This is a genomic window from Methylobacterium amylolyticum (assembly GCF_030700245.1).
In the GTDB taxonomy this organism is placed as follows: domain Bacteria; phylum Pseudomonadota; class Alphaproteobacteria; order Rhizobiales; family Beijerinckiaceae; genus Methylobacterium.
This window is the reverse complement of sequence record NZ_JAUYZI010000014.1, coordinates 103,529-124,081: the sequence shown is the minus strand read 5'-3', so window position 1 is coordinate 124,081 and position 20,553 is coordinate 103,529. Positions and strand designations below refer to the sequence as shown.

23 protein-coding genes are annotated in these 20,553 nt (G+C 73.9%); 8 read left to right on the top strand and 15 right to left on the bottom strand.

Going from position 1 to position 20,553, the window contains the following annotated elements:
- The coding region (locus Q8W71_RS12465; protein WP_305525692.1) for an aspartate ammonia-lyase at positions 1-1,389 on the top strand (1,389 nt) is incomplete at its 5' end.
- Between the two features lie 10 nt (positions 1,390-1,399).
- Here Q8W71_RS12465 and Q8W71_RS12460 read toward each other — a convergent pair.
- The 5 genes from Q8W71_RS12460 to Q8W71_RS12440 form a co-directional block, all read right to left on the bottom strand.
- Complete coding sequence (locus tag Q8W71_RS12460) at positions 1,400-1,732, bottom strand: BrnA antitoxin family protein (RefSeq protein WP_305525691.1); 333 nt, start codon at positions 1,730-1,732, stop codon at positions 1,400-1,402.
- A complete protein-coding gene (locus Q8W71_RS12455) occupies positions 1,719-1,994 on the bottom strand; it encodes a BrnT family toxin (RefSeq protein WP_305525690.1) in 276 nt (91 codons plus the stop codon). The genes Q8W71_RS12460 and Q8W71_RS12455 overlap by 14 nt, the downstream gene beginning before the upstream one ends.
- A 364-nt stretch (positions 1,995-2,358) precedes the next feature.
- On the bottom strand, positions 2,359-2,979 hold the full coding sequence (locus Q8W71_RS12450) for a uracil-DNA glycosylase family protein (RefSeq protein WP_305525689.1): 621 nt from the start codon (positions 2,977-2,979) through the stop codon (positions 2,359-2,361).
- A gap of 149 nt (positions 2,980-3,128) precedes the next feature.
- The gene (locus tag Q8W71_RS12445; protein WP_305525688.1) at positions 3,129-5,354 is read right to left on the bottom strand and encodes a xanthine dehydrogenase family protein molybdopterin-binding subunit; all 2,226 of its coding nucleotides are present in this window, start codon (positions 5,352-5,354) and stop codon (positions 3,129-3,131) included.
- A gap of 118 nt (positions 5,355-5,472) precedes the next feature.
- The gene (locus tag Q8W71_RS12440; protein ID WP_305525687.1) at positions 5,473-5,928 is read right to left on the bottom strand and encodes a (2Fe-2S)-binding protein; all 456 of its coding nucleotides are present in this window, start codon (positions 5,926-5,928) and stop codon (positions 5,473-5,475) included.
- A 250-nt stretch (positions 5,929-6,178) separates the two neighbouring features.
- Here Q8W71_RS12440 and Q8W71_RS12435 point away from each other — a divergent pair, with 250 nt between their 5' ends.
- Positions 6,179-7,714 carry a sensor histidine kinase gene (locus Q8W71_RS12435; RefSeq protein WP_305525686.1) on the top strand — a complete coding sequence of 512 codons (1,536 nt, stop codon included), beginning with the start codon at positions 6,179-6,181 and terminating at the stop codon, positions 7,712-7,714.
- A 15-nt stretch (positions 7,715-7,729) separates the two neighbouring features.
- Here Q8W71_RS12435 and Q8W71_RS12430 read toward each other — a convergent pair whose 3' ends face one another.
- The 6 genes from Q8W71_RS12430 to Q8W71_RS12405 all read right to left on the bottom strand — a co-directional run bounded on the left by Q8W71_RS12430 (position 7,730) and on the right by Q8W71_RS12405 (position 12,274).
- On the bottom strand, positions 7,730-8,146 hold the full coding sequence (locus tag Q8W71_RS12430) for an EVE domain-containing protein (RefSeq protein WP_305525685.1): 417 nt from the start codon (positions 8,144-8,146) through the stop codon (positions 7,730-7,732).
- Between the two features lie 98 nt (positions 8,147-8,244).
- Positions 8,245-9,234: an NAD(P)H-dependent glycerol-3-phosphate dehydrogenase gene (locus Q8W71_RS12425; protein WP_305525684.1), complete on the bottom strand. Its 990-nt coding sequence runs from the start codon at positions 9,232-9,234 to the stop codon at positions 8,245-8,247.
- On the bottom strand, positions 9,231-10,097 hold the full coding sequence (locus tag Q8W71_RS12420; RefSeq protein WP_305525683.1) for a GNAT family N-acetyltransferase: 867 nt from the start codon (positions 10,095-10,097) through the stop codon (positions 9,231-9,233). The genes Q8W71_RS12425 and Q8W71_RS12420 overlap by 4 nt, the downstream gene beginning before the upstream one ends.
- Entirely contained in the window at positions 10,094-11,164 is a 1,071-nt protein-coding gene (gene tsaD / locus Q8W71_RS12415; protein WP_370875399.1) for a tRNA (adenosine(37)-N6)-threonylcarbamoyltransferase complex transferase subunit TsaD, read from the bottom strand. The genes Q8W71_RS12420 and tsaD overlap by 4 nt, the downstream gene beginning before the upstream one ends.
- Before the next feature lie 450 nt (positions 11,165-11,614).
- Complete coding sequence (locus Q8W71_RS12410; protein WP_305525681.1) at positions 11,615-11,824, bottom strand: TOBE domain-containing protein; 210 nt, start codon at positions 11,822-11,824, stop codon at positions 11,615-11,617.
- Positions 11,825-11,959: 135 nt separating this feature from the next.
- Positions 11,960-12,274 carry a DUF2293 domain-containing protein gene (locus Q8W71_RS12405; RefSeq protein WP_305525680.1) on the bottom strand — a complete coding sequence of 105 codons (315 nt, stop codon included), beginning with the start codon at positions 12,272-12,274 and terminating at the stop codon, positions 11,960-11,962.
- A gap of 96 nt (positions 12,275-12,370) precedes the next feature.
- On the opposite strand from Q8W71_RS12405, the gene Q8W71_RS12400 reads away from it, so the two are divergent.
- A complete protein-coding gene (locus tag Q8W71_RS12400) occupies positions 12,371-12,673 on the top strand; it encodes a hypothetical protein (RefSeq protein WP_305525679.1) in 303 nt (100 codons plus the stop codon).
- A gap of 33 nt (positions 12,674-12,706) precedes the next feature.
- Here the strand turns inward: Q8W71_RS12400 and Q8W71_RS12395 are convergent, their stop codons facing one another.
- Both Q8W71_RS12395 and rpsD read right to left on the bottom strand, forming a co-directional pair.
- Entirely contained in the window at positions 12,707-12,916 is a 210-nt protein-coding gene (locus Q8W71_RS12395; RefSeq protein ID WP_305525678.1) for a CopG family antitoxin, read from the bottom strand.
- Between the two features lie 80 nt (positions 12,917-12,996).
- The gene (rpsD, locus tag Q8W71_RS12390) at positions 12,997-13,614 is read right to left on the bottom strand and encodes a 30S ribosomal protein S4 (RefSeq protein ID WP_305525677.1); all 618 of its coding nucleotides are present in this window, start codon (positions 13,612-13,614) and stop codon (positions 12,997-12,999) included.
- Positions 13,615-13,789: 175 nt separating this feature from the next.
- Between rpsD and Q8W71_RS12385 the strand changes: the two genes are divergently transcribed.
- The gene (locus Q8W71_RS12385; RefSeq protein WP_370875398.1) at positions 13,790-14,437 is read left to right on the top strand and encodes a GNAT family N-acetyltransferase; all 648 of its coding nucleotides are present in this window, start codon (positions 13,790-13,792) and stop codon (positions 14,435-14,437) included.
- On the opposite strand, the gene Q8W71_RS12380 is transcribed toward Q8W71_RS12385, so the two are convergent.
- Positions 14,323-15,483: an MFS transporter gene (locus tag Q8W71_RS12380; RefSeq protein WP_305525676.1), complete on the bottom strand. Its 1,161-nt coding sequence runs from the start codon at positions 15,481-15,483 to the stop codon at positions 14,323-14,325. The genes Q8W71_RS12385 and Q8W71_RS12380 overlap by 115 nt on opposite strands.
- Before the next feature lie 371 nt (positions 15,484-15,854).
- Between Q8W71_RS12380 and Q8W71_RS12375 the strand changes: the two genes are divergently transcribed.
- Together Q8W71_RS12375 and Q8W71_RS12370 are read left to right on the top strand one after the other, a co-directional pair.
- Complete coding sequence (locus Q8W71_RS12375; RefSeq protein ID WP_305525675.1) at positions 15,855-16,046, top strand: hypothetical protein; 192 nt, start codon at positions 15,855-15,857, stop codon at positions 16,044-16,046.
- Positions 16,047-16,243: 197 nt separating this feature from the next.
- Positions 16,244-17,656, top strand: coding sequence for a malonyl-CoA decarboxylase (locus Q8W71_RS12370; RefSeq protein ID WP_305525674.1), 1,413 nt, complete (start codon positions 16,244-16,246; stop codon positions 17,654-17,656).
- 3 nt (positions 17,657-17,659) lie between these two features.
- On the opposite strand, the gene Q8W71_RS12365 is transcribed toward Q8W71_RS12370, so the two are convergent.
- Positions 17,660-18,262, bottom strand: a complete 603-nt coding sequence (locus Q8W71_RS12365; RefSeq protein WP_305525673.1) for a TetR/AcrR family transcriptional regulator — start codon at positions 18,260-18,262, stop codon at positions 17,660-17,662.
- 52 nt (positions 18,263-18,314) lie between these two features.
- On the opposite strand from Q8W71_RS12365, the gene Q8W71_RS12360 reads away from it, so the two are divergent.
- The gene (locus Q8W71_RS12360) at positions 18,315-18,764 is read left to right on the top strand and encodes a monooxygenase family protein (RefSeq protein WP_305525672.1); all 450 of its coding nucleotides are present in this window, start codon (positions 18,315-18,317) and stop codon (positions 18,762-18,764) included.
- 101 nt (positions 18,765-18,865) lie between these two features.
- A complete protein-coding gene (locus Q8W71_RS12355) occupies positions 18,866-20,374 on the top strand; it encodes a malonate--CoA ligase (protein ID WP_305525671.1) in 1,509 nt (502 codons plus the stop codon).
- The last annotated feature ends 179 nt before the right edge of the window (positions 20,375-20,553 follow it).

Sequence of the window (20,553 nt, the reverse complement as noted above, 5' to 3'; positions counted from 1 at the left end):
GACGGTGACGTGCCGGCCGACGCGCTGTGGGGCATCCACACCAAGCGGGCGGTGACGAACTTCCCGATCACCGGCGTGCCCGTGGGCCACTTCCCCGAATTCGTCCGCGCGCTGGCGCTCGTGAAGCAGGCCGCCGCCCGCGCCAACCGGCGGCTCGGCTACCTCGAACCGGAGAAGGCCGACGCGATCGACGCCGCCTGCACCCTGGTCGCCACAGAGGGCGAGTACGCCCGGAGCTTCGTGGTCGACGCGATCCAGGGCGGGGCCGGCACCTCCACCAACATGAACGCCAACGAGGTGATCGCCAACGTCGCGCTCGGGCTGATGGGCAAGAAGCCCGGCGACTACGCGAGCCTCCACCCCAACGACGACGTCAACATGGCGCAGTCGACCAACGACGCCTACCCGACGGCGCTGCGGCTGGCGGTGATCTTCGGGACGCAGCCGCTGGTCGCCGCGCTGGACGACCTCGCCTACGCCTTCAAGGGCAAGGCGGTGGAGTTCGCCGACGTGCTGAAGATGGGCCGCACCCAGCTCCAGGACGCGGTGCCGATGACGCTCGGCCAGGAGTTCGACGGCTTCCACGCCACCATCAAGGAGGACGTGGCGCGATTGGGCGAGATCGCCGGCCTGTTCCGCGAGGTCAATCTCGGCGCCACCGCCATCGGCACCGGCATCAACGCCGACCCGCGCTACGCCGCGCTCGCGGTGGAGGAGCTGTCGCGCGTCTCCGGCCAGCCGATGGTGCTGGCCTCCAACCTGATCGAGGCGACCTCGGATCTGGGCGCCTTCGTGCTGTTCTCCGGCACCCTCAAGCGCGTGGCGGTGAAGCTGTCGAAGATCTGCAACGACCTGCGCCTGCTGTCTTCGGGCCCGCGCACCGGCTTCGGCGAGATCCGGCTGCCGGCCGTGCAGGCGGGCTCCTCGATCATGCCGGGCAAGGTCAACCCGGTGATCCCGGAGGTGGTCAATCAGGTCGCCTACATGGTGATCGGCCAGGATCTGACCGTCACGCTCTGCGCCGAGGGCGGCCAGCTCCAGCTCAACGCCTTCGAGCCGACCATCGGCTACTGCGTGCTGAGTTCCCTGCGGATGCTGACGGCGGCGGTGGAGACCCTGACCAAGCGCTGCGTCGAGGGCATCGAGGCCGACCGCGAGCGCTGCCGCGCCCTCGTCCAGGGTTCGATCGGGCTGGTCACCGCGCTCGCCCCGACGCTCGGCTACGAGGCGAGCTCCCGGGTGGCGCAGCGGGCGCTGAAGGAGAACCGCCCGGTGGCCGACCTCGTGCTGGAGGAGGGGCTGCTGACCGAGGCGCAGCTCAACCAGCTCCTGGAGCTGGAGGCGATGACCCACCCGACCCGGCGGCAGAAGAAGGGCAACCCGGCCTGAGGCGGCCCCGTCAGCGCTTGTCCGGAGCGCCCGGCCCGCGCCCGACGCCCGCGGCCAGCGCCGCGTTCATCCGCGTCTGCCAGCCGGGACCGCCGGCCTTGTAGGCGGCGAGCACGTCGGGATCGACGCGCAGCGAGATCGGCACGCGCGGCACGGCGGCCCGCGGGCGCCCGCCGCGGTGGGCCAGGGCGGCGGCGAGCGCGGGCGGCAATCCCTCGGGACCGGGCCGCAGTTCGGCGATCTCGGCGTCGGTCAGTTCCGGCGTATCGCTGACCTCATCCCAATCCTCCTGCGAGAAGGCGGCGTTGGGGACATAACCGGGCGCGTGATCAGGTTTGCTCATACGCGATCCTCTCCTTGAGGCTGGCGCGGCGGACGCTGACGATGTCGCAGGCTTCCGAGCCGAGGGGCGACACGATCACCGTCACGACGGCCTCGTCGAACCACGTCCCGATCAGCATGACGCGCTCGCGGCCGGTGCGGCTCGACTTGGTCGGACGGCTCAGGAAGCGGTCGAAGCTGAACGCCGCCTCGAATTCGGCGGGATCGAACCCGTGCTTGGCGATGTTGGCCGAGCGTTTCGGCTCCTGCGCGAAAAATCTCACAGGTTTGAGTATATACGCGAACGCCCGAGCGGCAACGGCGCTCCGGGCTCAATCAGGGCTCCGAACTCGGGTTGACGACCCGCAACCTGTGGGAGATGCAACCACCTCTCTGACACGCAGTCCGTCATTCCGGGGCGCCGCAGGCGAGCCCGGAATCCAGAACCGCCGACAGTGCCGACTCTTGCGCCTCGAGTATTGCGCGCCGAGTCTTGCGCCATGCCCGGCACGCCGGGGCGGTTCTGGATTGCCCGCCTCCGGCGTGCCCCTTCGGGTCCGGGCCCTGCTGCGCAGTCCCGGAATGACGGGGCCTCTCGCAAACACCGCTGCCGAGCCTGCGTCAACCCGAGTTCGGAGCCCTGCGGGCTCAATCCGCCAGCACCCGCGCCACCTCCGCCCGCAGCACCGGCAGCAGCTCCGCCTCGAACCACGGCTCGCGCTTCAGCCAGCCGTTGTTGCGCCAGGAGGGGTGGGGGAGCGGCAGCACCCGCGGGCGGCGGGGCTCGGCCAGGATCTCGCGCCAGCGGCGGACGGTCCCCGTCAGCCCGCCGTCGAGCCTGCCCAGGTGCCAGCCCTGCGCGTACTGACCGATCACCAGGATCAGGTCGAGGTTCGGCAGGCCGGAGAACAGCGCGGCCCGCCACTGCTCGGCGCATTCCCGGCGCGGGGGCCGGTCGCCGCCCTCGGCGTCGAGGCCGGGGAAGCAGGCGCCCATCGGCACGATCGCGACCTTGCCCGCGTCGTAGAACCGACCCTCGTCGAGGCCGAGCCAGGCGCGCAGCCGCACGCCGGAGGGATCGGTGAAGGGCCGGCCCGTGCGGTGGGCGCGGGTGCCGGGGGCTTGGCTGGCGATACACAGGCGCGCGCCCGTCGAGCCCTGCACGATCGGCCGCGGCTCCTGCGGCAGGGGCGGGCCGTAGCGCGGGACGTCGCGGCAGAGCCGGCAGGCGCGCAACCGCGCGGCGGTGTCTTCGAAAGTCGCGGGCATCGCCGCCCCAGATGGCGGGACCGGGCGCGCGGGGGAACACAAAAAGAAACGGCGCGGTGTCGCGCCGCGCCGTCGTCAGTCGGGTCTCTTGCCTTGGGGGAAGGCGGGACCGGTCTACGCCGCCCCGAGGACGGGCGCTGTGCGATTCGTCACGCGCCCTTCGTCCCCGCGAGGTTGAGGGGGAGCGAGCGCAGGCGCCGCCCGGTGGCCGCGAACACCGCGTTGGCGATCGCGGGCCCGAGCACCGGCACCCCGGGCTCGCCGATGCCGGTGGGCGCCACGCTGGAGGGAACGATGTGCACCTCGACCGCCGGCATCTCGCTCATCCGGGTCGGCTCGTAGGCGTCGAAGTTCCGCTCCTGCACCGCGCCGTCCTTGAGGGTGATGCGGTTGCGCAGCACCGAGGACAGGGCGAAGCCGACCGCGCCCTCGACCTGGGCGCGGATCACGTCCGGGTTGACGGCCACGCCGACGTCGACGGCGGCCACGATCCGGTTGACCTTCACCGCCGCGTCGGCCCCCGCGCCCCCCCTCGCGTCCCCCGCGGTCACGTCGGCGACCATCGCCACGTAGGAGCCGAACGACTCGTGCGCCGCCACGCCGAGGCCGCGGTTCTTCTCACCCGGGGCGCCCGCGCTCCAGCCCGCCTTCTCGGCGGCGAGCCGCAGCACGCCCGCGAGCCGCGGCGCCCCCGCCAGCAGCGACAGCCGGTAGGCCACCGGGTCGGCGCCGGCCGCGTGGGCCAATTCGTCGATCATCACCTCCATCACGTGCGCCGTGTGGCTGTGGCCGACCGAGCGCCACCACAGCACCGGCACGCCCTCGCGGCCGTTGTGGACGCCGAAGCGGTAGGCCGGGAGCGCGTAGGGGGTGTCGGAGGCGCCCTCGACGGTGGTGGCGTCGATCCCGTTCTTGACGATCATCGCCTCGAAGGGCGAGCCGATCATGATCGACTTGCCGACCATCACGTGGTCCCAGCCGACGACGGCCCCCTTCGCGTCGATGCCGGCGCGGACCCGGTGCAGCACGGTCGGGCGGTAGTAGCCGCCGGCCATGTCGTCCTCGCGGGTCCAGACGAGGTGGACGGGAGCCTTTTCGCCCCACGCCTTCAGCACCTGCGCGGCCTCGGCGACGTAGTCGGCGCTGGGCGTCGCCCGCCGCCCGAACGAGCCGCCGGCCCAGTGCGTGTGCAGCCGCACCCGGTCCGGGGTCACGCCGAGCACCGCGGCCATCGTCGCCTGCTCCACGGTCTGGAACTGGAAGCCGGCATAGACGTCGTAGCCGCCGTCCGCGGCGCGCTCGATCGTGGCGTTGAGCGGCTCCATCGCCGCGTGGGCGAGGTAAGGGAAGGTGAACTCGGCCTCGATCACCCGGGCCGCCCCTTTCAGCGCCCCGGCGACGTCGCCCCGGGCCGAGGCGGTGAGGCCGGGCTCCTTCGCGCGCGCGCGGTACTCGGCCAGGATCGCCTCCGACGAGCGGGTCTCGGCGGCGGAATCGTCCCAGTCGATCTTGAGCGCCTCGCGGCCCTTCATCGCCGACCACGTGTCCCGGGCGATCACCGCGACGCCGCTCGGCACCCGCACCACGTCGAGGACGCCCGACACCGTGCGCGCGGCCGCGTCGTCCACCGACCGGACCGTCCCGCCGAAGCGCGGGGCCCGGGCGACCATGGCGGTCACCTGCCCGGGGCGGCGGATGTCGAGGGCGTAGACCGCGCTGCCGTCGGTCTTGGCGACCGAGTCGAGGCGCGGCACCCGGGTGCCGATCAGCCGCCACTCGGACGGGTCCTTCAACTTCGGATCGGCCGGCACCGGCAGGGTGGCGGCGGAGGCGGCGAGCTCCCCGAACCGGGCCTGCCGCCCGGATGGGCCGTGGCGGACGATTCCGTCGGCGACGGTGATCTCGGCGACCGGCACCTTCCACGCGAAGGCGGCCGCCGCCGTCAGCATCTCGCGGGCGGCCGCGCCGGCCTTGCGGAGCTGGACCCAGGAATTGGCGACCGCGGTCGAGCCGCCGGTGCCCTGGATCGGGCCCATCAGCAGATTGTTGTAGAGCGCCGCGTCGGCCGGCGCGAATTCCGTCCGCACCGTCCTCCAGTCGGCGCCGAGCTCGTCGGCGAGGATGGTGGCGAGCCCGGTGGTGTTGCCCTGGCCCATGTCGAGGTGCTTGACGATCACCGTCACGGTGTCGTCGGCCGCGATCCGCACGAAGGCGTTGGGCTGGGCCTTCACGGAGGCGAGGTCGGGCCCCCGTGCGGCGGCGGGGCGGGTGTCGAGGCGGAAGGCGACGACGATCGCGCCGGCCCCGGCGAGGAAGCCGCGGCGGCTCGGCGTCGGGGCGGTGCGGGCGGGGTTCGGTCGGCGGACGTTCAGCATGGCGGCGATGCTCCGGTCAGGACCGCGGGGAGGGGTCGTTCGCCGGATCGCGCCGCCTTCGCGCGAACCGGTCCTGCTTGCGCGCGACGGCCGCGCGCCGCCTCGGGGCGAATAACCCTCAGGCGAGGCTCCTGGCCGCCTCGTGGATCGCGGCGCGGATGCGCTGGTAGGTGCCGCAGCGGCAGATGTTGCCGTCCATGGCGCCGTCGATGTCGGCGTCGGTGGGCCGGGCGTTGCCGCTGAGCAGGCCGATCGCCGACATGATCTGGCCGGACTGGCAGTAGCCGCACTGGACCACGTCGAGCCGGCGCCACGCCGCCTGCACGGCCTCGGCCACGGGCCCCGACACGCCCTCGATCGTGGTCACCGCCTGCGCGCCCACGTCCCCGAGCCGGACCTGGCAGGCGCGCACCGGCTGGCCGTCGAGGTGGACCGTGCAGGCGCCGCACTGGGCGATGCCGCAGCCGTACTTGGTGCCCGTCCGGTCGAGCCGGTCGCGCAGCACCCAGAGCAGGGGCATGTCGGGATCGGCATCGATCGCGTGGGCGACGCCGTTGACGGTCAGGTTCGGCATGGCAGTCACCCTCGGCAGACACCCGCCCGTCGCGCCGGGCACGGGGCACCCTGCGCCAGTACGGCCGCCCGTCCCGCCCGGGATGTGCGGCACCGCACCCGGACGCGCGGGAGGCCGCCCGACCGTCGCGGTGCGGACAATCCGACGGATCGCGGCAGCCGCTTCTTAACACATCCGCCGCATCCTTGCCCGGCCGGTCGCCCGAGGGCGGCCGCGCGCCGCGTTCGAGTCGAGCTTCTTTCAGGGGCGCATGTCCGATCTCACCGTCGAGATGGTCCAGCGCGGGCGCGGTCCCTCGACGCAGGAGGCCGCCCGGCGCCGTGGGGTCGCCCGCGAGATGCGCTCGGCCCGGGAGCGGCTGACCTCGCAAACCGGCCTGGAGCGGGCCTACGAGTACGAGATGCTGCGCCAGTACGCCCGCTACCGGGCGGGTGCCGGCATCCCGCTCGGGCTGTTCGCGGTGGCGATGGCGGGGGCCGCCACGGTGTGGGTGCCGCCGGTGGTGGCCGCACTCTGGGCCCTGTGCGTGTTCCTGCTGATCACGCTGAACTCCACCCTCAGCCGCCGCTTCCTGCGCGCCGCCCCCGAGGGCGTGCGGCTGCCGCGCTGGCGCGCCCGGTTCGTGCTCGGCGAGGTGCTCCAGAGCGTGGCGTGGTCCGCGCTGATCGGGCTCGGCGCCAGCGGCGGCTGGACCTTCGCCCTGTTCGGCCTCGTCATTGCCGGGGCGGTGACCACGATGCTCGCCGCCACCGTGCCGGCGGCGGCCGTCGCGGCCCTGGCGCCGCTGGCGCTCGCCACCGTCGCGCTCGCCGCCTTCCAGAAGGGCATGGACGCGCTGCTGCTCGTGGCGATGGCCGGCGGCGCGCAGATCTTCTTCCTGATGCTGTCCCGCCGCCTGTACGACGCCACCGTCGGGGCGCTGCGCTCGCGGGCGGAGAAGGACGCGGTGTTCGGCGAGCTGGAGCAGGCCAAGGCCAATTCCGACGAGGCCCGGCGCCGGGCGGAGGAGGCCAACCTCGCCAAGTCGCGCTTCCTCGCCACCATGAGCCACGAGCTGCGCACGCCGCTCAACGCCATCCTCGGCTTCTCCGAGGTGATGAAGAACGAGGTGTTCGGCCAGCACGCCACCCCGTCCTACCGGGAATACTCGAACGACATCCACGACAGCGGGATGCACCTGCTCAACCTGATCAACGAGATCCTCGACCTGTCGCGCATCGAGGCCGGGCGCTACGAGCTGAACGAGGAGCCGGTGCTGCTCGCCCACATCGTGGAGGAGTGCCGCCACATGATGGCCCTGCGCGCCAAGGCCAAGAACCAGACCTTCCACGACCTCGTGGACGACACGCTGCCCCGGCTCTGGGCGGACGAGCGGGCCCTGCGCCAGATCGTGCTGAACCTCCTGTCGAACGCGGTGAAGTTCACCCCGCCCGGCGGCGAGATCTGGCTGAAGGTCGGCTGGACGGTGTCCGGGGGCCAGTACCTCTCGGTCAAGGACAGCGGCCCGGGCATCCCGGAGGACGAGCTCGGCACGGTGATGTCCTCATTCGGGCGGGGCGCGCTGGCGATCAAGACCGCCGAGCAGGGCTCCGGCCTCGGCCTGCCGATCGTGAAGGGGCTGGTGGAACTGCACGGCGGCCAGTTCCAGCTCGGCTCGAAGCCCCGCGACGGCACCGAGGTGATCGTGACGCTGCCCGCGAGCCGGGTGATGGACACCCTGCCGCCGGTGGAGATCGGGGACGGCGCCCCCGGCCGCCCGGCCTCGGCCCTCAGCCGCGCGGCGTGAGCGGCGCTCCGACGCTCAGCCCAGTCCCCCCAACACCCGCACCCGGTCCCACTCGGCCGCGCTCACCGGCTGCACCGACAGGCGGGAATTGGTGACAAGCACCATGTCCCTGAGGGCGGGGTCGGCCTTGATCGCATCCAGCGTCACGGGCCGGGGCAGCGCCTCCACCGCCCGCACGTCGACCATGCCGAACCGGCCGGTCTCGTCGGTGTGGTCGGGATAGTAGGGCCGGATCACCTCGACCACGCCGACCACCGCCTTGCCGTCGTTCGAGTGGTAGAAGAAGCCCCGCTCGCCGGGCTCCATCGCCATCAGGTGCTTCTTGGCGAGGTGGTTGCGCACCCCGTTCCAGAACGTGCCGGCATCCCCGGCCGCGACCTGCTGGTCCCACGACCACGTCGCGGGCTCGGACTTGAACAGCCAGTGCGCCATCGCGGTATTCGCTCGCCCCCCGCGGCGCGTCCGGCCGCGCCCCGCCATAACCCGGTTCCGGCCCGCACGGCCACGCTCCCGCTGGACGGGCGGGCGCCCTACTCCGTCTCGCCCCGCAAGGGCCGGGCGAGCAGGCCGGAGACGACGGCATCGACCCCGGCCCGGCCGGCGACGATCGCCGCCACCGCTTCGGCCACCGGCATCTCGACGCCCCGCGCCCGGGCGAGGCCGGTGAGCGCGGCGGCGGTGAAGGCGCCCTCGGCGAGCTTGCCCCCCGCGGCGTCCTCGGGAGAGGCGCCGGCCCCGAGCCGCTGGCCGAAGGCGAAGTTGCGCGATTGCGGCGAGGAGGCGGTGAGCACGAGGTCGCCGAGGCCCGAGAGCCCCATCAGCGTCTCCGGACGGCCGCCGAAGGCCCGGGCGAACCGCATCAGCTCGGCGAAGGCCCGGGCGATCAGCGCCGCCCGGGCGCTCTCGCCGAGGCCGCGGCCGGCGACGATGCCGCAGGCGATGGCGAGCACGTTCTTGCCGGCGCCGCCGATCTCGACGCCGCGCACGTCGTCGGTGTGGTAGAGCCGGAAGGCCGGCCCCGAGAGCAGGGTGCCGAGCGCGGCGGCGCGGCCCGCGTCGGCGGCGGCGAGCGTCACCGCGGTCGGCAGGCCCCGGGCGACGTCCGCCGCGAAGCTCGGGCCGGACAGCACCGCCACCGGCGTTCCCGGCGGCAGGATCTCCGCCGCCACCTCGCTCATGAAGCTGTCGCTGCCGCGCTCGATCCCCTTGGCGCACAGCACCACCGGCCCGGCCGCGGCGAGGGGGGCCAGCGCCGCGAGCACGCCCCGGACCGTCTGGGCCGGCACCACGAGCAGGCTCGCCCGCGCGCCCGCGAGATCCTCGGCCCGGGCGGTGGCCCGCACGCCCGCGTGCAGCGGCACGCCCGGCAGGTAGCGCGGGTTCTCCCGGGCCGCCTGCATCCGCGCCGCCGCCTCGGGATCGCGCAGCCAGAGCGTCACCGGGTGTCCGGCGGCGGCGGCGGCGTTGGCCAGCGCCGTGCCCCAGGCCCCGCCGCCGACGACGTTGACGTGCGCGCTCACGCCATCGCTCCCACCGCACGTCCTGCGCCTGTCAACCGGTAGAGCACATGGGCGCGCAGCGGCCCCACGGGCACCGCCGGGTGGTCGAATCCGCCGTCCTGAACCATGCCCAGCCGCTCCATGACCGCGCGGGATCGCCGGTTGCCCGCTGCCGTGTAGGCCACCACGCTCGCGATCCCGCATCGCTCGGCGAGATCGGCGAGCGCGGCGCGCGCCGCGGCGGTGGCGAGCCCCTGGCCCCAGGCGTCCCGTGCGAGGCGCCAAGCCAGCTCCACCGCCTCGCCCGGCCGCTCACCCCCCGGGAACGGCAGGGCGTGCGTCACCCGCATCGCGCCGGCAAAGCCGATGAAGCGGCCAGCCTGCTCAAGGGCCCAGGGGCCGAACCCGTCCGCCTCGAAGCACCGGTCGAGTGTGCGGGCCTCCGCGCGGCTCTCAGCCTCGGTCCGCACCGCGGGGAAGCAGGCCATCACCATCGGATCCGCGTTGAGCGCCGCGAACGGTGCATCGTCCGCGGGGCGCCAGCGCCGCAGCCGGACGGTGCCGCCGTCGAGAGCCGCCGGCACCGGGGCGAGCGGGCGCTTGCCCCGCCACGCCAGCGAGCGGCGGTTCAGCGCCGCGAGGTCGGCCTGCCCGGCCAGCACCGCCTCGCCCAGCGCGATGGCGGCGTCGAGCCGGTCGGCCGGCATGTTGGCGTGGGCCGGCGGCGCGACGCGCGCCCGCCAGGGACCGCCGCAGGCGTGGTCGAGGAGGATGCGGGCGAAGCAGTGGTCGCGCCGCACCGGCCAGCCGGGGCGGGCGGCCGCGGGCAGGCGGCGCTCCACGAGGTCGCGCCAGCGCGCCCGGCGCTCGGCCTCGGCGCTCATCCGGCGGGAACCGCCGCGGCCTCGGAGGCGAGCGGCCAGCGCGGCCGAGCGGGGGCGGTGAGGTCGTCGACGAGGCCGAGCCGCAGGCGCTCCAGCCCGGCCCAGGCGATCATCGCGCCGTTGTCGCCGCACAGCGGCAGCGGCGGCGCGACGAAGCCGAGCCCGGCCTCGCCGGCGAGCGCGGCGAGCGCCCGGCGGATCGCGCCGTTGGCGGCCACGCCCCCGGCGGCGACCAGCGCGGTCGGGCGGCCGGCGGCGGCGGAGAAGGCGCGCAACGCCACCCGGGCGCGGTCCACGGTCACGTCGACCACCGCCGCCTGGAAGCCGGCGCAGAGGTCGGCCACGTCGCGCTCCGAGAGCGGCGCGATCCGCTCCGCCTCGATCCGCAGGGCGGTCTTGAGGCCCGACAGGGAGAAGTCGGCCTCGCGACGCCCGAGCATCGGCCGGGGGAGGCCGAACCGCTCGGGGTCGCCGGCCTCGGCCATGCGCTCGACCTCGGGGCCCCCGGGATAGCCGAGACCGAGCAGCTTGGCGGCCTTGTCGAACGCCTCGCCGATGGCGTCGTCGATGGTGCCGCCGAGGCGGACGTAGTCGCCGACCCCGCGCACGGCGATGAGCTGGGTGTGGCCGCCCGAGGCGAGCAGCAGCAGGTAGGGGAAGGCGACCCCGTCGGTCAGCCGGGCGGTCAGCGCGTGCGCCTCCAGGTGGTTGACGGCGAGCAGGGGCTTGCGGGTCACCAGCGCCAAGGTCTTGGCGGTGACGAGGCCGACCAGCACGCCGCCGATCAGGCCGGGCCCGGCCGCCACCGCGATGCCGTCGAGGTCACCGAGCCCGATTCCCGCCCGGCCCAGCGCGCGGTCGATCAGCCGGTCGAGCACCTCGACATGGGCGCGGGCGGCGATCTCGGGGACGACGCCGCCGTAGGCCGCGTGCTCGGCGATCTGGCTCAGCACCTCGTTGGCACGGATCTCGGGCACGCCGTCGGCATCCGCCGAGACGATCGCCGCGGCGGTCTCGTCGCAGGTGGTCTCGATGCCGAGAACGGTCTTCTGTTGCACGCGCGGCATCTCCTCGGCGGGTCGGCGGACGGCCGCCCCTGAGCTAGTCGATTCCGGCGCGGGCCCGCAACGGGTATCGGGGTCCTGCCAGGGCTCCGAACTCGGGTTAACGCCGGGCCACCTCGGCTGCGATCCACCACCCCCGTCATTCCGGGGCCGCGCAGCGGAGCCCGGAATCCAGAACCACAGGGCGTGCCGGGCCTGGCTGTCGTCGGCGTTTCTGGATCCCGGGCTCGCCTCCGGCGCCCCGGGATGACGGAGTGTGTGTCAGAACCGGCGACAGACACGCTGCGGCTGTGTCGCGTTCATCCGAGTTCGGAGCCCTGGGGGTCCTGCCCACCCGCCCCATCTTGCCCGCCCCATCTTGCCGGGGCTCGCCGCAGGCAGGAACCCGCGGTGACGGGATGCGGCCCGGCCCCGACGCCGCCGCCGGATCACCGGACCCGCATCCCGAAGCAATCAGTCGACGGCGACCATGACGTCGGAGGCCTTGATCACGGCGTAGGCCTGGCCGCCGGCCACGAGCCTGAGGCTGTCGACCGCCGCGTTGGTGATGGCGGCGGTGACCACCTGCCCGGGGCTGATCTCGATCTTCACGTGCGCCGTGGTGGCGCCCTTGTCGACCGAGACGACCGTGCCCTTGAGGATGTTGCGCGCGCTGATCTTCATGGATCCGTCCGTGAGTTCCGGCCCGCCGCGGGCCGGCGTCCGGGGGCCCTATCGCATCGGGGCCCGCGACGCGACCGGACGCGCGTCGGGTCCCGGCGGCCCCACGGACATGGCCGCCGCTTCAGGGCCGCCGCTTCAGGCCGGCTCGCCCGGCTCGTCCTCCGGCACCGGCTTGGCCCCCCAGGCCGCGAGCGCGGCGTTGAGGTCGTCGAGGACGAAGTGCCGCGCGCTGTCGCGGTCGTAGCCCTCGTCGAGCAGATCGTCGTAATCGGTGAAGGCGTGCCGGGCGAAGGCGACGAGGCTGAGCCGGGCCGCGGTCTCGGGCGCGGCGCCGCGCAGGCCCGGGCTCGCCAGCGCCCGGTCGAGCACCGCCTCGGTCTCGTAGGCGGGCAGGCGGGGGGCGAGGCGGGCCAGCGCCCCGGCCACGCGGGCGCGACGGTCGCCGCTCATCGCGGGACACCCGCCGGGTGAGCGGTGATTCCCGCCTCGCGATCCGGTAGTATGACCGGGGGACAAGGGCGGCGATCCGCCGGGGAGAACAGGTCCATGGCAACGATCCGTCGCGCGCTGATCCTCTGGGCGCTGGTCGGGGCCGGGCCAGCGCTGGCCCAGAGCCCGGTTTCTGTCGATCCCGGCCCGCCCGGAGCCGCCGCGCCGGCCGCCACCGGACGGGCGGTGACCGGCACCGGCCAGACCAAGCCGCCGGGCGCGGCCGCCGGCACGCCCCTCCCGCGGCCCGCCGGGAACGAGGCCGCGATGATCAAGGCCCAGAAGGCCGCCGAGGCCCGCTCGAAGGCCTGGGACGCCAAGATGCGCCGCACCATGGGCTCGATCTGCCACGGCTGCTGATTTTTTTTGGACGTCCCGCGCTCGATCCGGCCGTTACCGAGGCGGGCTCTCTCCGGCGCCCGGCCGGACACGCACGGCGTCAAGCGGGCTTTCGGGCATGCGCGGGCCGACGGACGCGTCCGTGCGCCGCAGCTCGAAGCGCACCGGCACCATGTCGGTCATGGCGTAGGCGCTGAGATCGGCCGTCTCCAGGAAAATCTCGGCCTCTTCGTCGCTTCCGAACTCGGGAAATTTCGCCTTCATGGGACGCGATCTCCTTCCCGGGCGCAAACGAAAAGGGGCCGCCCGACGGCAGCCCCCTTCCGCGACACCAAATCGGAAAATCAGCGGGAGTAGAACTCGATGACGAGGTTCGGCTCCATCTGCACCGGGTAGGGCACCTCGGACAGGGTCGGGATGCGGGTGACGCGGGCGGTCATCTTGGCGTGGTCGGCCTCGATGTAGTCCGGCACGTCGCGCTCGGCGAGCTGGGTCGAGACGATCACGATCTCGAGCTGGCGGGAGGCTTCCTTGACCTCGATGAGGTCGCCGGCCTTCACCTGATAGCTCGGGATGTTGACGCGCACGCCGTTGACCTTGACGTGGCCGTGGTTGACGAACTGGCGGGCGGCGAAGGGGGTCGCCACGAACTTCGCGCGGTAGACCACCGCGTCGAGGCGGCGCTCCAGCAGGCCGACCAGGTTCTCGCCGGAATCGCCGCGCAGGCGGATCGCCTCGGCGTAGTAGCGGCGGAACTGCTTCTCGGTGATGTTGCCGTAGTAGCCCTTGAGCTTCTGCTTGGCGCGCAACTGCGTGCCGAAGTCGCTCATCTTGCCCTTGCGGCGCTGGCCGTGCTGGCCGGGGCCGTACTCGCGGCGGTTCACGGGGCTCTTCGGGCGGCCCCAGATGTTCTGGCCCATGCGGCGGTCGAGCTTGTGCTTCGCCTGAATCCGCTTCGACATGTCTTCTCGCGTCCTCTCGTGACGAGATTTTGAGGAACGCGCCCTCCTCTTCCCGGGTCTCAGGGCCCGGGACGACAGGGCGGCGGGGAGCCGGCCCACGGGTGCGCGTGCAAAAACGCCGCGGGGCCCCGCTGAGGAGCCCCGTCGACGGGGGGCTCTTAGGGGAGATGCGCGGATGGGTCAATCGTGGGACGGCGGCCAAGGAGAAGACGCGCTCGTCCGGGGCGGGCCGGCGGACGCGGAGGCGATCCGCGCCCTGACGCACGCGGCCTACGCCCGCTGGGTGCCGGTGATCGGCCGGCTGCCGCTGCCGATGCAGGCCGATTACGCGGAGGCCGTGCGGCGGCACCGCTTCGACCTGCTCCGGGACGGGGACACCCTCGCGGCGCTGATCGAGACCGCCCCGGGCGACGGCCACCTCCTGATCGTCAACGTCGCGGTGCATCCCGCCCGCCAGGGCCGCGGCCACGGCCGGCTCCTGCTGCGCCACGCCGAGGCGCTCGCCGCCGCCGCGGGCCTGCCGGAGCTGCGGCTCTACACCAACCGGCTCTACGCGGAGACCCTGCGCCTCTACGCGCGCCTCGGCTACCGGACCACGCGGGAGGAGCCCTATGCCGGCCCCGACCGGACGCGCGACGACGACGTGATGGTGCACATGACCAAGGTGCGCGACGACGGCACCGACGATCGAGGCTCGGGGGGAACCGGTCACCGCCCGTGCGGGTCGCGCGCGGCCACCAGCACCGCCAGCGCCGAGAAGGCGAGCCCCACGGCGCAGACCCCCGGCCAGCCCACCGCCAGGAAGGCCCGCGAGCCGGCATAGGCGCCGAGCGCCCCGAACACGAACAGCACCGTGAACAGCACGGTGTTGATCCGCCCCCGCGCTCCGGGCACCAGGGCGTAGGCGCGGGTCTGGTTGGCGATCAGCGCGCCGTTCATGCCGATGTCGATCAGCAGCACGCCGAGCGCCACCGCGGCGAGCGACCACGTCCCCCCGAGCCACAGCACGACGAAGGCCAGCGCGACGAGGAGGCTGCCGCCGAGCACCACCGGCCGGGCGCCGCGGGCGTCGGTGAAGCGGCCCGACAGCGGGGCGACGAAGGCGCCGCAGACGCCGATCACCCCGAACAGCCCGGCGCCGGCCGCGCTGAGCCCGAACGGCTCGCCCTCCACCAGCAGCGCCAGCGTCGCCCAGAAGGCGTTGAATCCCGCGAACAGCAGCGCCTGCGACAGGGTCGCGGTCCGCAGCACCGGCTGGCTGCGGGCGAGGTCCAGGATCGAGAGCATCAGCGCGCGGTAGCGGAGCGGATGGGTCTGCGGCGTGTGCGGCAGGGTCGCCCGGGCGATCCCCGCCATCGCCAGCGCCACGGCGGCGGCGGCCAGGAACACCGGGCGCCAGCCGAGATGGGCGCCGAGGAAGCCGCTGGCGGTGCGGGCGAGCAGGATGCCGGTCAGCAGCCCGGTCATCACCTGCCCGACGATCCGGCCGCGGCTCGCGTCCGGGGCGAGCTCGGCCGCGAACGGCACCGCCTGCTGCGCGGCGGAGGCGAGCAGGCCGACGCAGAGATGGGCGAGCGCGAGGCTCGCCAGATCCCGGCTGAGCGCCACCGCGAGCAGCGCCAGCGCCAGGGCGAGGCATTGCAGCACGATCAGCCGCCGCCGGGGCAAGGCGTCGCCGAGCGGCACCAGCGCGACGATGCCGAGCCCGTAGCCGACCAGCGCGGTGGTGGGCACCCACAGGGCGGCGCGGTCGCCGAACTCGGCCACGATCAGCCCGAGCAGCGGCTGGTTGTAGTAGATGTTGGCCACCGCCCCGCCCGCGATGAGCGTCAGGCCGAGGCGCGCCTTGCCGTCGAGGGCGGCGGTCACGGCCGGGCCCCGGACCGGGTTGCGAGGACGCGCGAGGCGGGTCGCGGGGAGGGGGCTGCGCTCACGGATCCGTTGGGGGCGGCGGTCGGGTCACCGGGCGGATAGGCCCGGGCGGCGGCGCCGGGCAAGGCGCGGGGCCGCAGGGCTGCGGCGAGCCCGGGGGCCTTCAACCGGGGCGCGGGCGCACCATATACGTCCGACGCGGTCTCGCGCCGACGAACGGACGTGCGGCGCCACCGAACCCCGGGACCGCCGGGCGCGCCGGCCCTCCCGTCTTCTACCGCCGCGGTGCCGAGTCGGTTCCCGCCGATTCGGTTCCTGCGGAGATCGCCGGGACGCCGTCGAGAGGCCGCCGCAGCAGGGAGTACGGAATGCCGAACTACCGCGTCGAGTTCGCCAAGGACATCCTCGGGGTGCCCTTCACCGTCGGGTCCGTCGCGATCCAGCGCGCGCGCGATCCGGAGCGCGCCCGCCGCGCCGCCGAACTGCGCTTCGCCCGCCAGCACGGCGTCGGCGACTGGCGGGAGCGGGCCGACCTCGCCACCGTGGCCGAGGGCACCTGAATCCGCAGGGCCGCGCCCCGAGACCGTCACCGGACCGCCGTCCCCGTCTCCTAGAATGACCGCGCGCTCTGGCCGCTGCGCCGGAGCCGCCTTAGAACGGCCGAGCTTGGGCGTGACGGGGACCGGCGGCCTCCCGCCACGGCGGCCGTCGGTTCGCGGCGCGGACGTTTCAGGGTCGGGAGGGGCAACCGGAACTCATGGCGGCGATCTCCTTCTTCGGCGACCTGCTTCAGAGCATCAGCGACCGCGGCCGCGACCTCGTCGGCCTCGGCCGGGGCGACCTCGCCGCCCGCGCCACCGCCCCCGAACTGGTCCGGCTGTGCGAGGATCTGATCTCCCGCCGCGGCGAGGCGTCGGGCGTCGCGCTCGCCCGGGCGATCCTCGACCGCTACGCCAGCTTCGGCCCCGACGAGCGGCACGCCTTCCTGCGCACGATCGCCCTCGAATTCGGCGCCGACGACGACGCCGTCGCGGCGGCGATCGAGGCCTATCGGGCCGCGCCGAGCCGCGCCCGCCTCGGGGCCCTGCACGAGGCCGCCGAGCCGCGCAGCCAGGAGCTGATCCGCCGGCTCAACCTCGCCCGCGGCGGCACGCTCAGCCTCGTGCGGATGCGCGAGGATCTCTTCGGACTTCGCCGCGCGCTCCGGGACGGCGACGCGGGGGCGGCCCCCGGCCTCGTCGACGCCGCCGACAGCCTCGACGCCGATTTCGAGCACCTGTTCGCCTCGTGGTTCAACCGCGGCTTCCTGGTGCTGCGCCACATCGACTGGACGACGCCCGCCCACATCCTCGAAAAAATCATCCGCTACGAGGCGGTCCACGAGATCGCCGACTGGGACGAGCTGCGCGCCCGGATCGAGCCGCCGGACCGGCGCTGCTTCGCGTTCTTCCACCCGGCGCTGGCCGACGAGCCGCTGATCTTCGTGGAGGTCGCGCTGACCGAGGCGGTCGCCCCGGCGATCGCGCCGATCCTGTCCCGCACCCGCAAGCCGCTGGCGCCGCAGACGGCCACCACCGCGATCTTCTACTCGATCTCGAACTGCCAGAAGGGGCTGGCCGGCGTCACCTTCGGCAACTTCCTGATCAAGCAGGTGGTGGAGGACCTCGCCCGCGAGATCCCGACCCTCAAGACCTTCGTCACCCTGTCGCCGGTGCCGGGCTTCTCCGCGTGGCTCGCCCGCGAGCGCCGGGCCGACAGCCCGCAGGGGCTGCTGCCGGAGGATGTCGAGACCCTGCGGGCGCTGGACGAGCCCGGCTGGCACGCGGACAAGGCCCGGGCCGAGGCGGTGCGCAAGGCGCTGATCCCGGCCGCCGCCGCCTACTTCCTGCGCGCCCGCAACGCGCGCGGCCGGCCCCTCGACCCGGTCGCCCGCTTCCATCTCGGCAACGGCGCCCGCCTCGACCGGATCAACTTCCTCGGCGACACCTCGAAGAAGGGGCTCGCCCAGTCGCACGGGCTGATGGTGAACTACCTCTACGACCTCGGCGCCATCGAGAAGAACCACGAGACCTACGCCAATCTCGGCACGGTGGCGGCCTCGCCCGCGGTGACGCGCGAATTGCGCGCCAAGCTGCCGCCGCCGCGGGCGGTGGTGCTCGCCGAGGCGTGAGAGTCACCCGCCCGCCGCCAGCCGCGCGAAGCCGGTGGTGATCCGCCGGGCCAGCGCCTCCGCCCCCGCGGCATCGACCGAGACCCGGCGGTCGAGGATCAGCGCGGCGAGCCCGTGCACCAGCGACCACGCGGTCAGGGTCAGGTCCTCGGCCGACATCGCCGGGCCCGCCAGAGCGGCGCAGCGCTCGGACAGGATCCGGTAGGCGCAGCTCCCGTCGGCGCAACTCCCTTCGGCCCGGCCCCCGGCGCCCAGGCCCCCTGCACCCATGAACATCAGGCGGAACAGGGCCGGCCGCGCCAGCGCGAAGGCGACGTAGGCCGCCCCCTGCGCCGCCAGCGCGGAGGCGCCCTCCGCCGAGGCGTCGGCTGCCGCGAGCCGGTCGCCCAGATCGTCGAAGCCGCGCTCGGCCACGGCCGCCAGGAGCGCGTCCTTGTCGGCGAAGTGCCGGTAGGGCGCCATCGCCGAGACGCCGCAGGCCCGCGCGACGGCGCGGAGCGACAGGCCCGCCTCGCCCCCCGCCTCCAGGTCCGCCAGGGCCGCCGCGACCAGCGCCCCGCGCAGCTCGCCGTGATGGTAGGCCCGCTCCGGATCCGATGTTGACACTGTACGCAGCGCCTCTATGTTTACAGCGTAATCAAACGCAACAGGCGCCGCCATGCAAGCCAAGCCCGCCCGGCACTCGGTGGATCTCTCCGCCTATCCCGACCTCGTGGTGATCTATCTCGGCTTCCGGGTCACGCGCTGGCGCGGCCTGCTGACCCTGCTCGGACTGGCGCCCGGCATCCGGGGCGTGGCGCGGGACCGGCCGGACGGGCTGCTCGCCCACGAGAACGTCCTGTTCGGCCTCAACCACGTCGGCATGCGCCAGTACTGGCGCGACCTCCCGAGCCTGGAGCGCTTCACCCGCTCGGCGCCGCACAGCGGCTGGTGGCGGGACTTCCTGCGCGACACGGGCGGCTCCGGCTTCTGGCACGAGACCTATTCCCGCGCCGGCATGGAGGCGATCTACGTCGCGATGCCCGAGCCCACCGGCTTCGGCCTGTTCGCCCCGGCGCGCCGGCCGGAGGGGCCGTTCCTGTCGGCGCGCGCGCGGCTGGCGGCCTGAGGGCGCGTTCCGTCACGGCGAACGGCGCGGGGGCCCTCGCCGGAGGGCCGCGGGGGACGATATGGATGCGCCATCCCCGCCGCCCGTGCTAGGCGCCCACCATGACGAATCACCTGTTCTCCCTGGTCCGGGACGGCGTCCCCGATCCCGCCAAGACCGTCATCGAGACGCCGGAGGGGCGGCACATCCGCTACGGCGACCTGCTCGCCCGCTCCGGCGCCTACGCGGCGGCGCTGGCGGCGGCCGGCGTCGTCCCCGGCGACCGGGTGGCGGTGCAGGTCGAGAAGAGCCCCGAGGTGATCGTCCTCTACCTCGGCGTGGTGCGGGCCGGGGCGGTGTTCCTGCCGCTCAACACCGCCTACACGCCGGCCGAGATCGCCTACTTCCTCGGCGACGCCGAGCCCGCCCTGTTCGTCTGCGACCCCGCCCGGCGGGAGGCGCTGGCCGAGGCGGCCGCCGGCGTGCCGCGGATCTGGACCCTCGACGCCTCCGGCCGCGGCAGCGCCGCCGAGGCCGCGGACGGGCAGGGGGGCGACGGTCCGGACGTGCCCCGGGCGGCGGACGACCTCGCCGCGATCCTCTACACCTCGGGCACGACCGGGCGCTCGAAGGGCGCCATGCTCACCCACGACAACCTCGCCTCGAACGCCCGCGTGCTGGTGGAGCACTGGCGCTTCACGGCCGACGACGTGCTGATCCACGCCCTGCCGGTGTTCCACACCCACGGCCTGTTCGTGGCGACCAACACGGTGCTGGCGAGCGGCGGCGCGATGCTCTTCCTCCCACGCCTCGATCCGAAAAAAATCCTGGAGCTGATGCCGCGGGCGACCGCGATGATGGGCGTGCCGACCTTCTACACCCGCCTCCTGAAGGAGCCGGGCCTCGACGCCGAGGTCGCCGGAAAGATCCGGCTGTTCGTGTCGGGCTCGGCGCCGCTGCTCGCCGAGACCCACCGGGAGTGGCGGGCGCGCACCGGCCACGCCATCCTCGAACGCTACGGCATGACCGAGACCAACATGAGCACCTCGAACCCCTACGACGGCGACCGGGTCGCCGGCACGGTGGGGTTCCCGCTGCCGGGGGTCTCCCTGCGGGTCGTCGACCCCGAGACCGGCGCCGCGCTGGAATCCGAAAAAATCGGGATGATCGAGGTGCGCGGGCCCAACGTGTTCAAGGGCTACTGGCGCATGCCGGAGAAGACGGCGGCCGAGTTCCGGCCCGACGGCTTCTTCATCACCGGCGACCTCGGCAAGGTGGACCGGGCCGGCTACGTCCACATCGTCGGGCGCGGCAAGGACCTGATCATCTCGGGGGGCTTCAACGTCTACCCGAAGGAGGTCGAGACCGAGATCGACGGGCTGCCCGGCGTGGTCGAGTCGGCGGTGATCGGGCTCGCCCACCCGGATTTCGGCGAGGCGGTGACGGCGGTGGTGGTCGGCGGCGCCGACGCCCCCGACGAGGCGGCGGTGCTCGCCGCGCTGGAGGGCCGGCTCGCCCGGTTCAAGTGCCCCAAGCGCGTGCTCGTGGTGGATGAACTGCCGCGCAACACCATGGGCAAGGTGCAGAAGAACGTTCTGCGCGACCGCTACGCGGATCTTTACCGGGAGTAGAGCCTACGCTCTCGGTCCCCCTGCACGGGCCACTGGATTCACGCATCGTGGCCGCGCGCTCCCCCTCTCCCCTCTGCGGGAGAGGGTGGCCCCCGAAGGGGGTCGGGTGAGGGGAGCGACGGTGCCGGAGGCGGCGCCCGGCATCCGCCGCAGTGATCGTGCCGGAAGCCGGGCTCCCC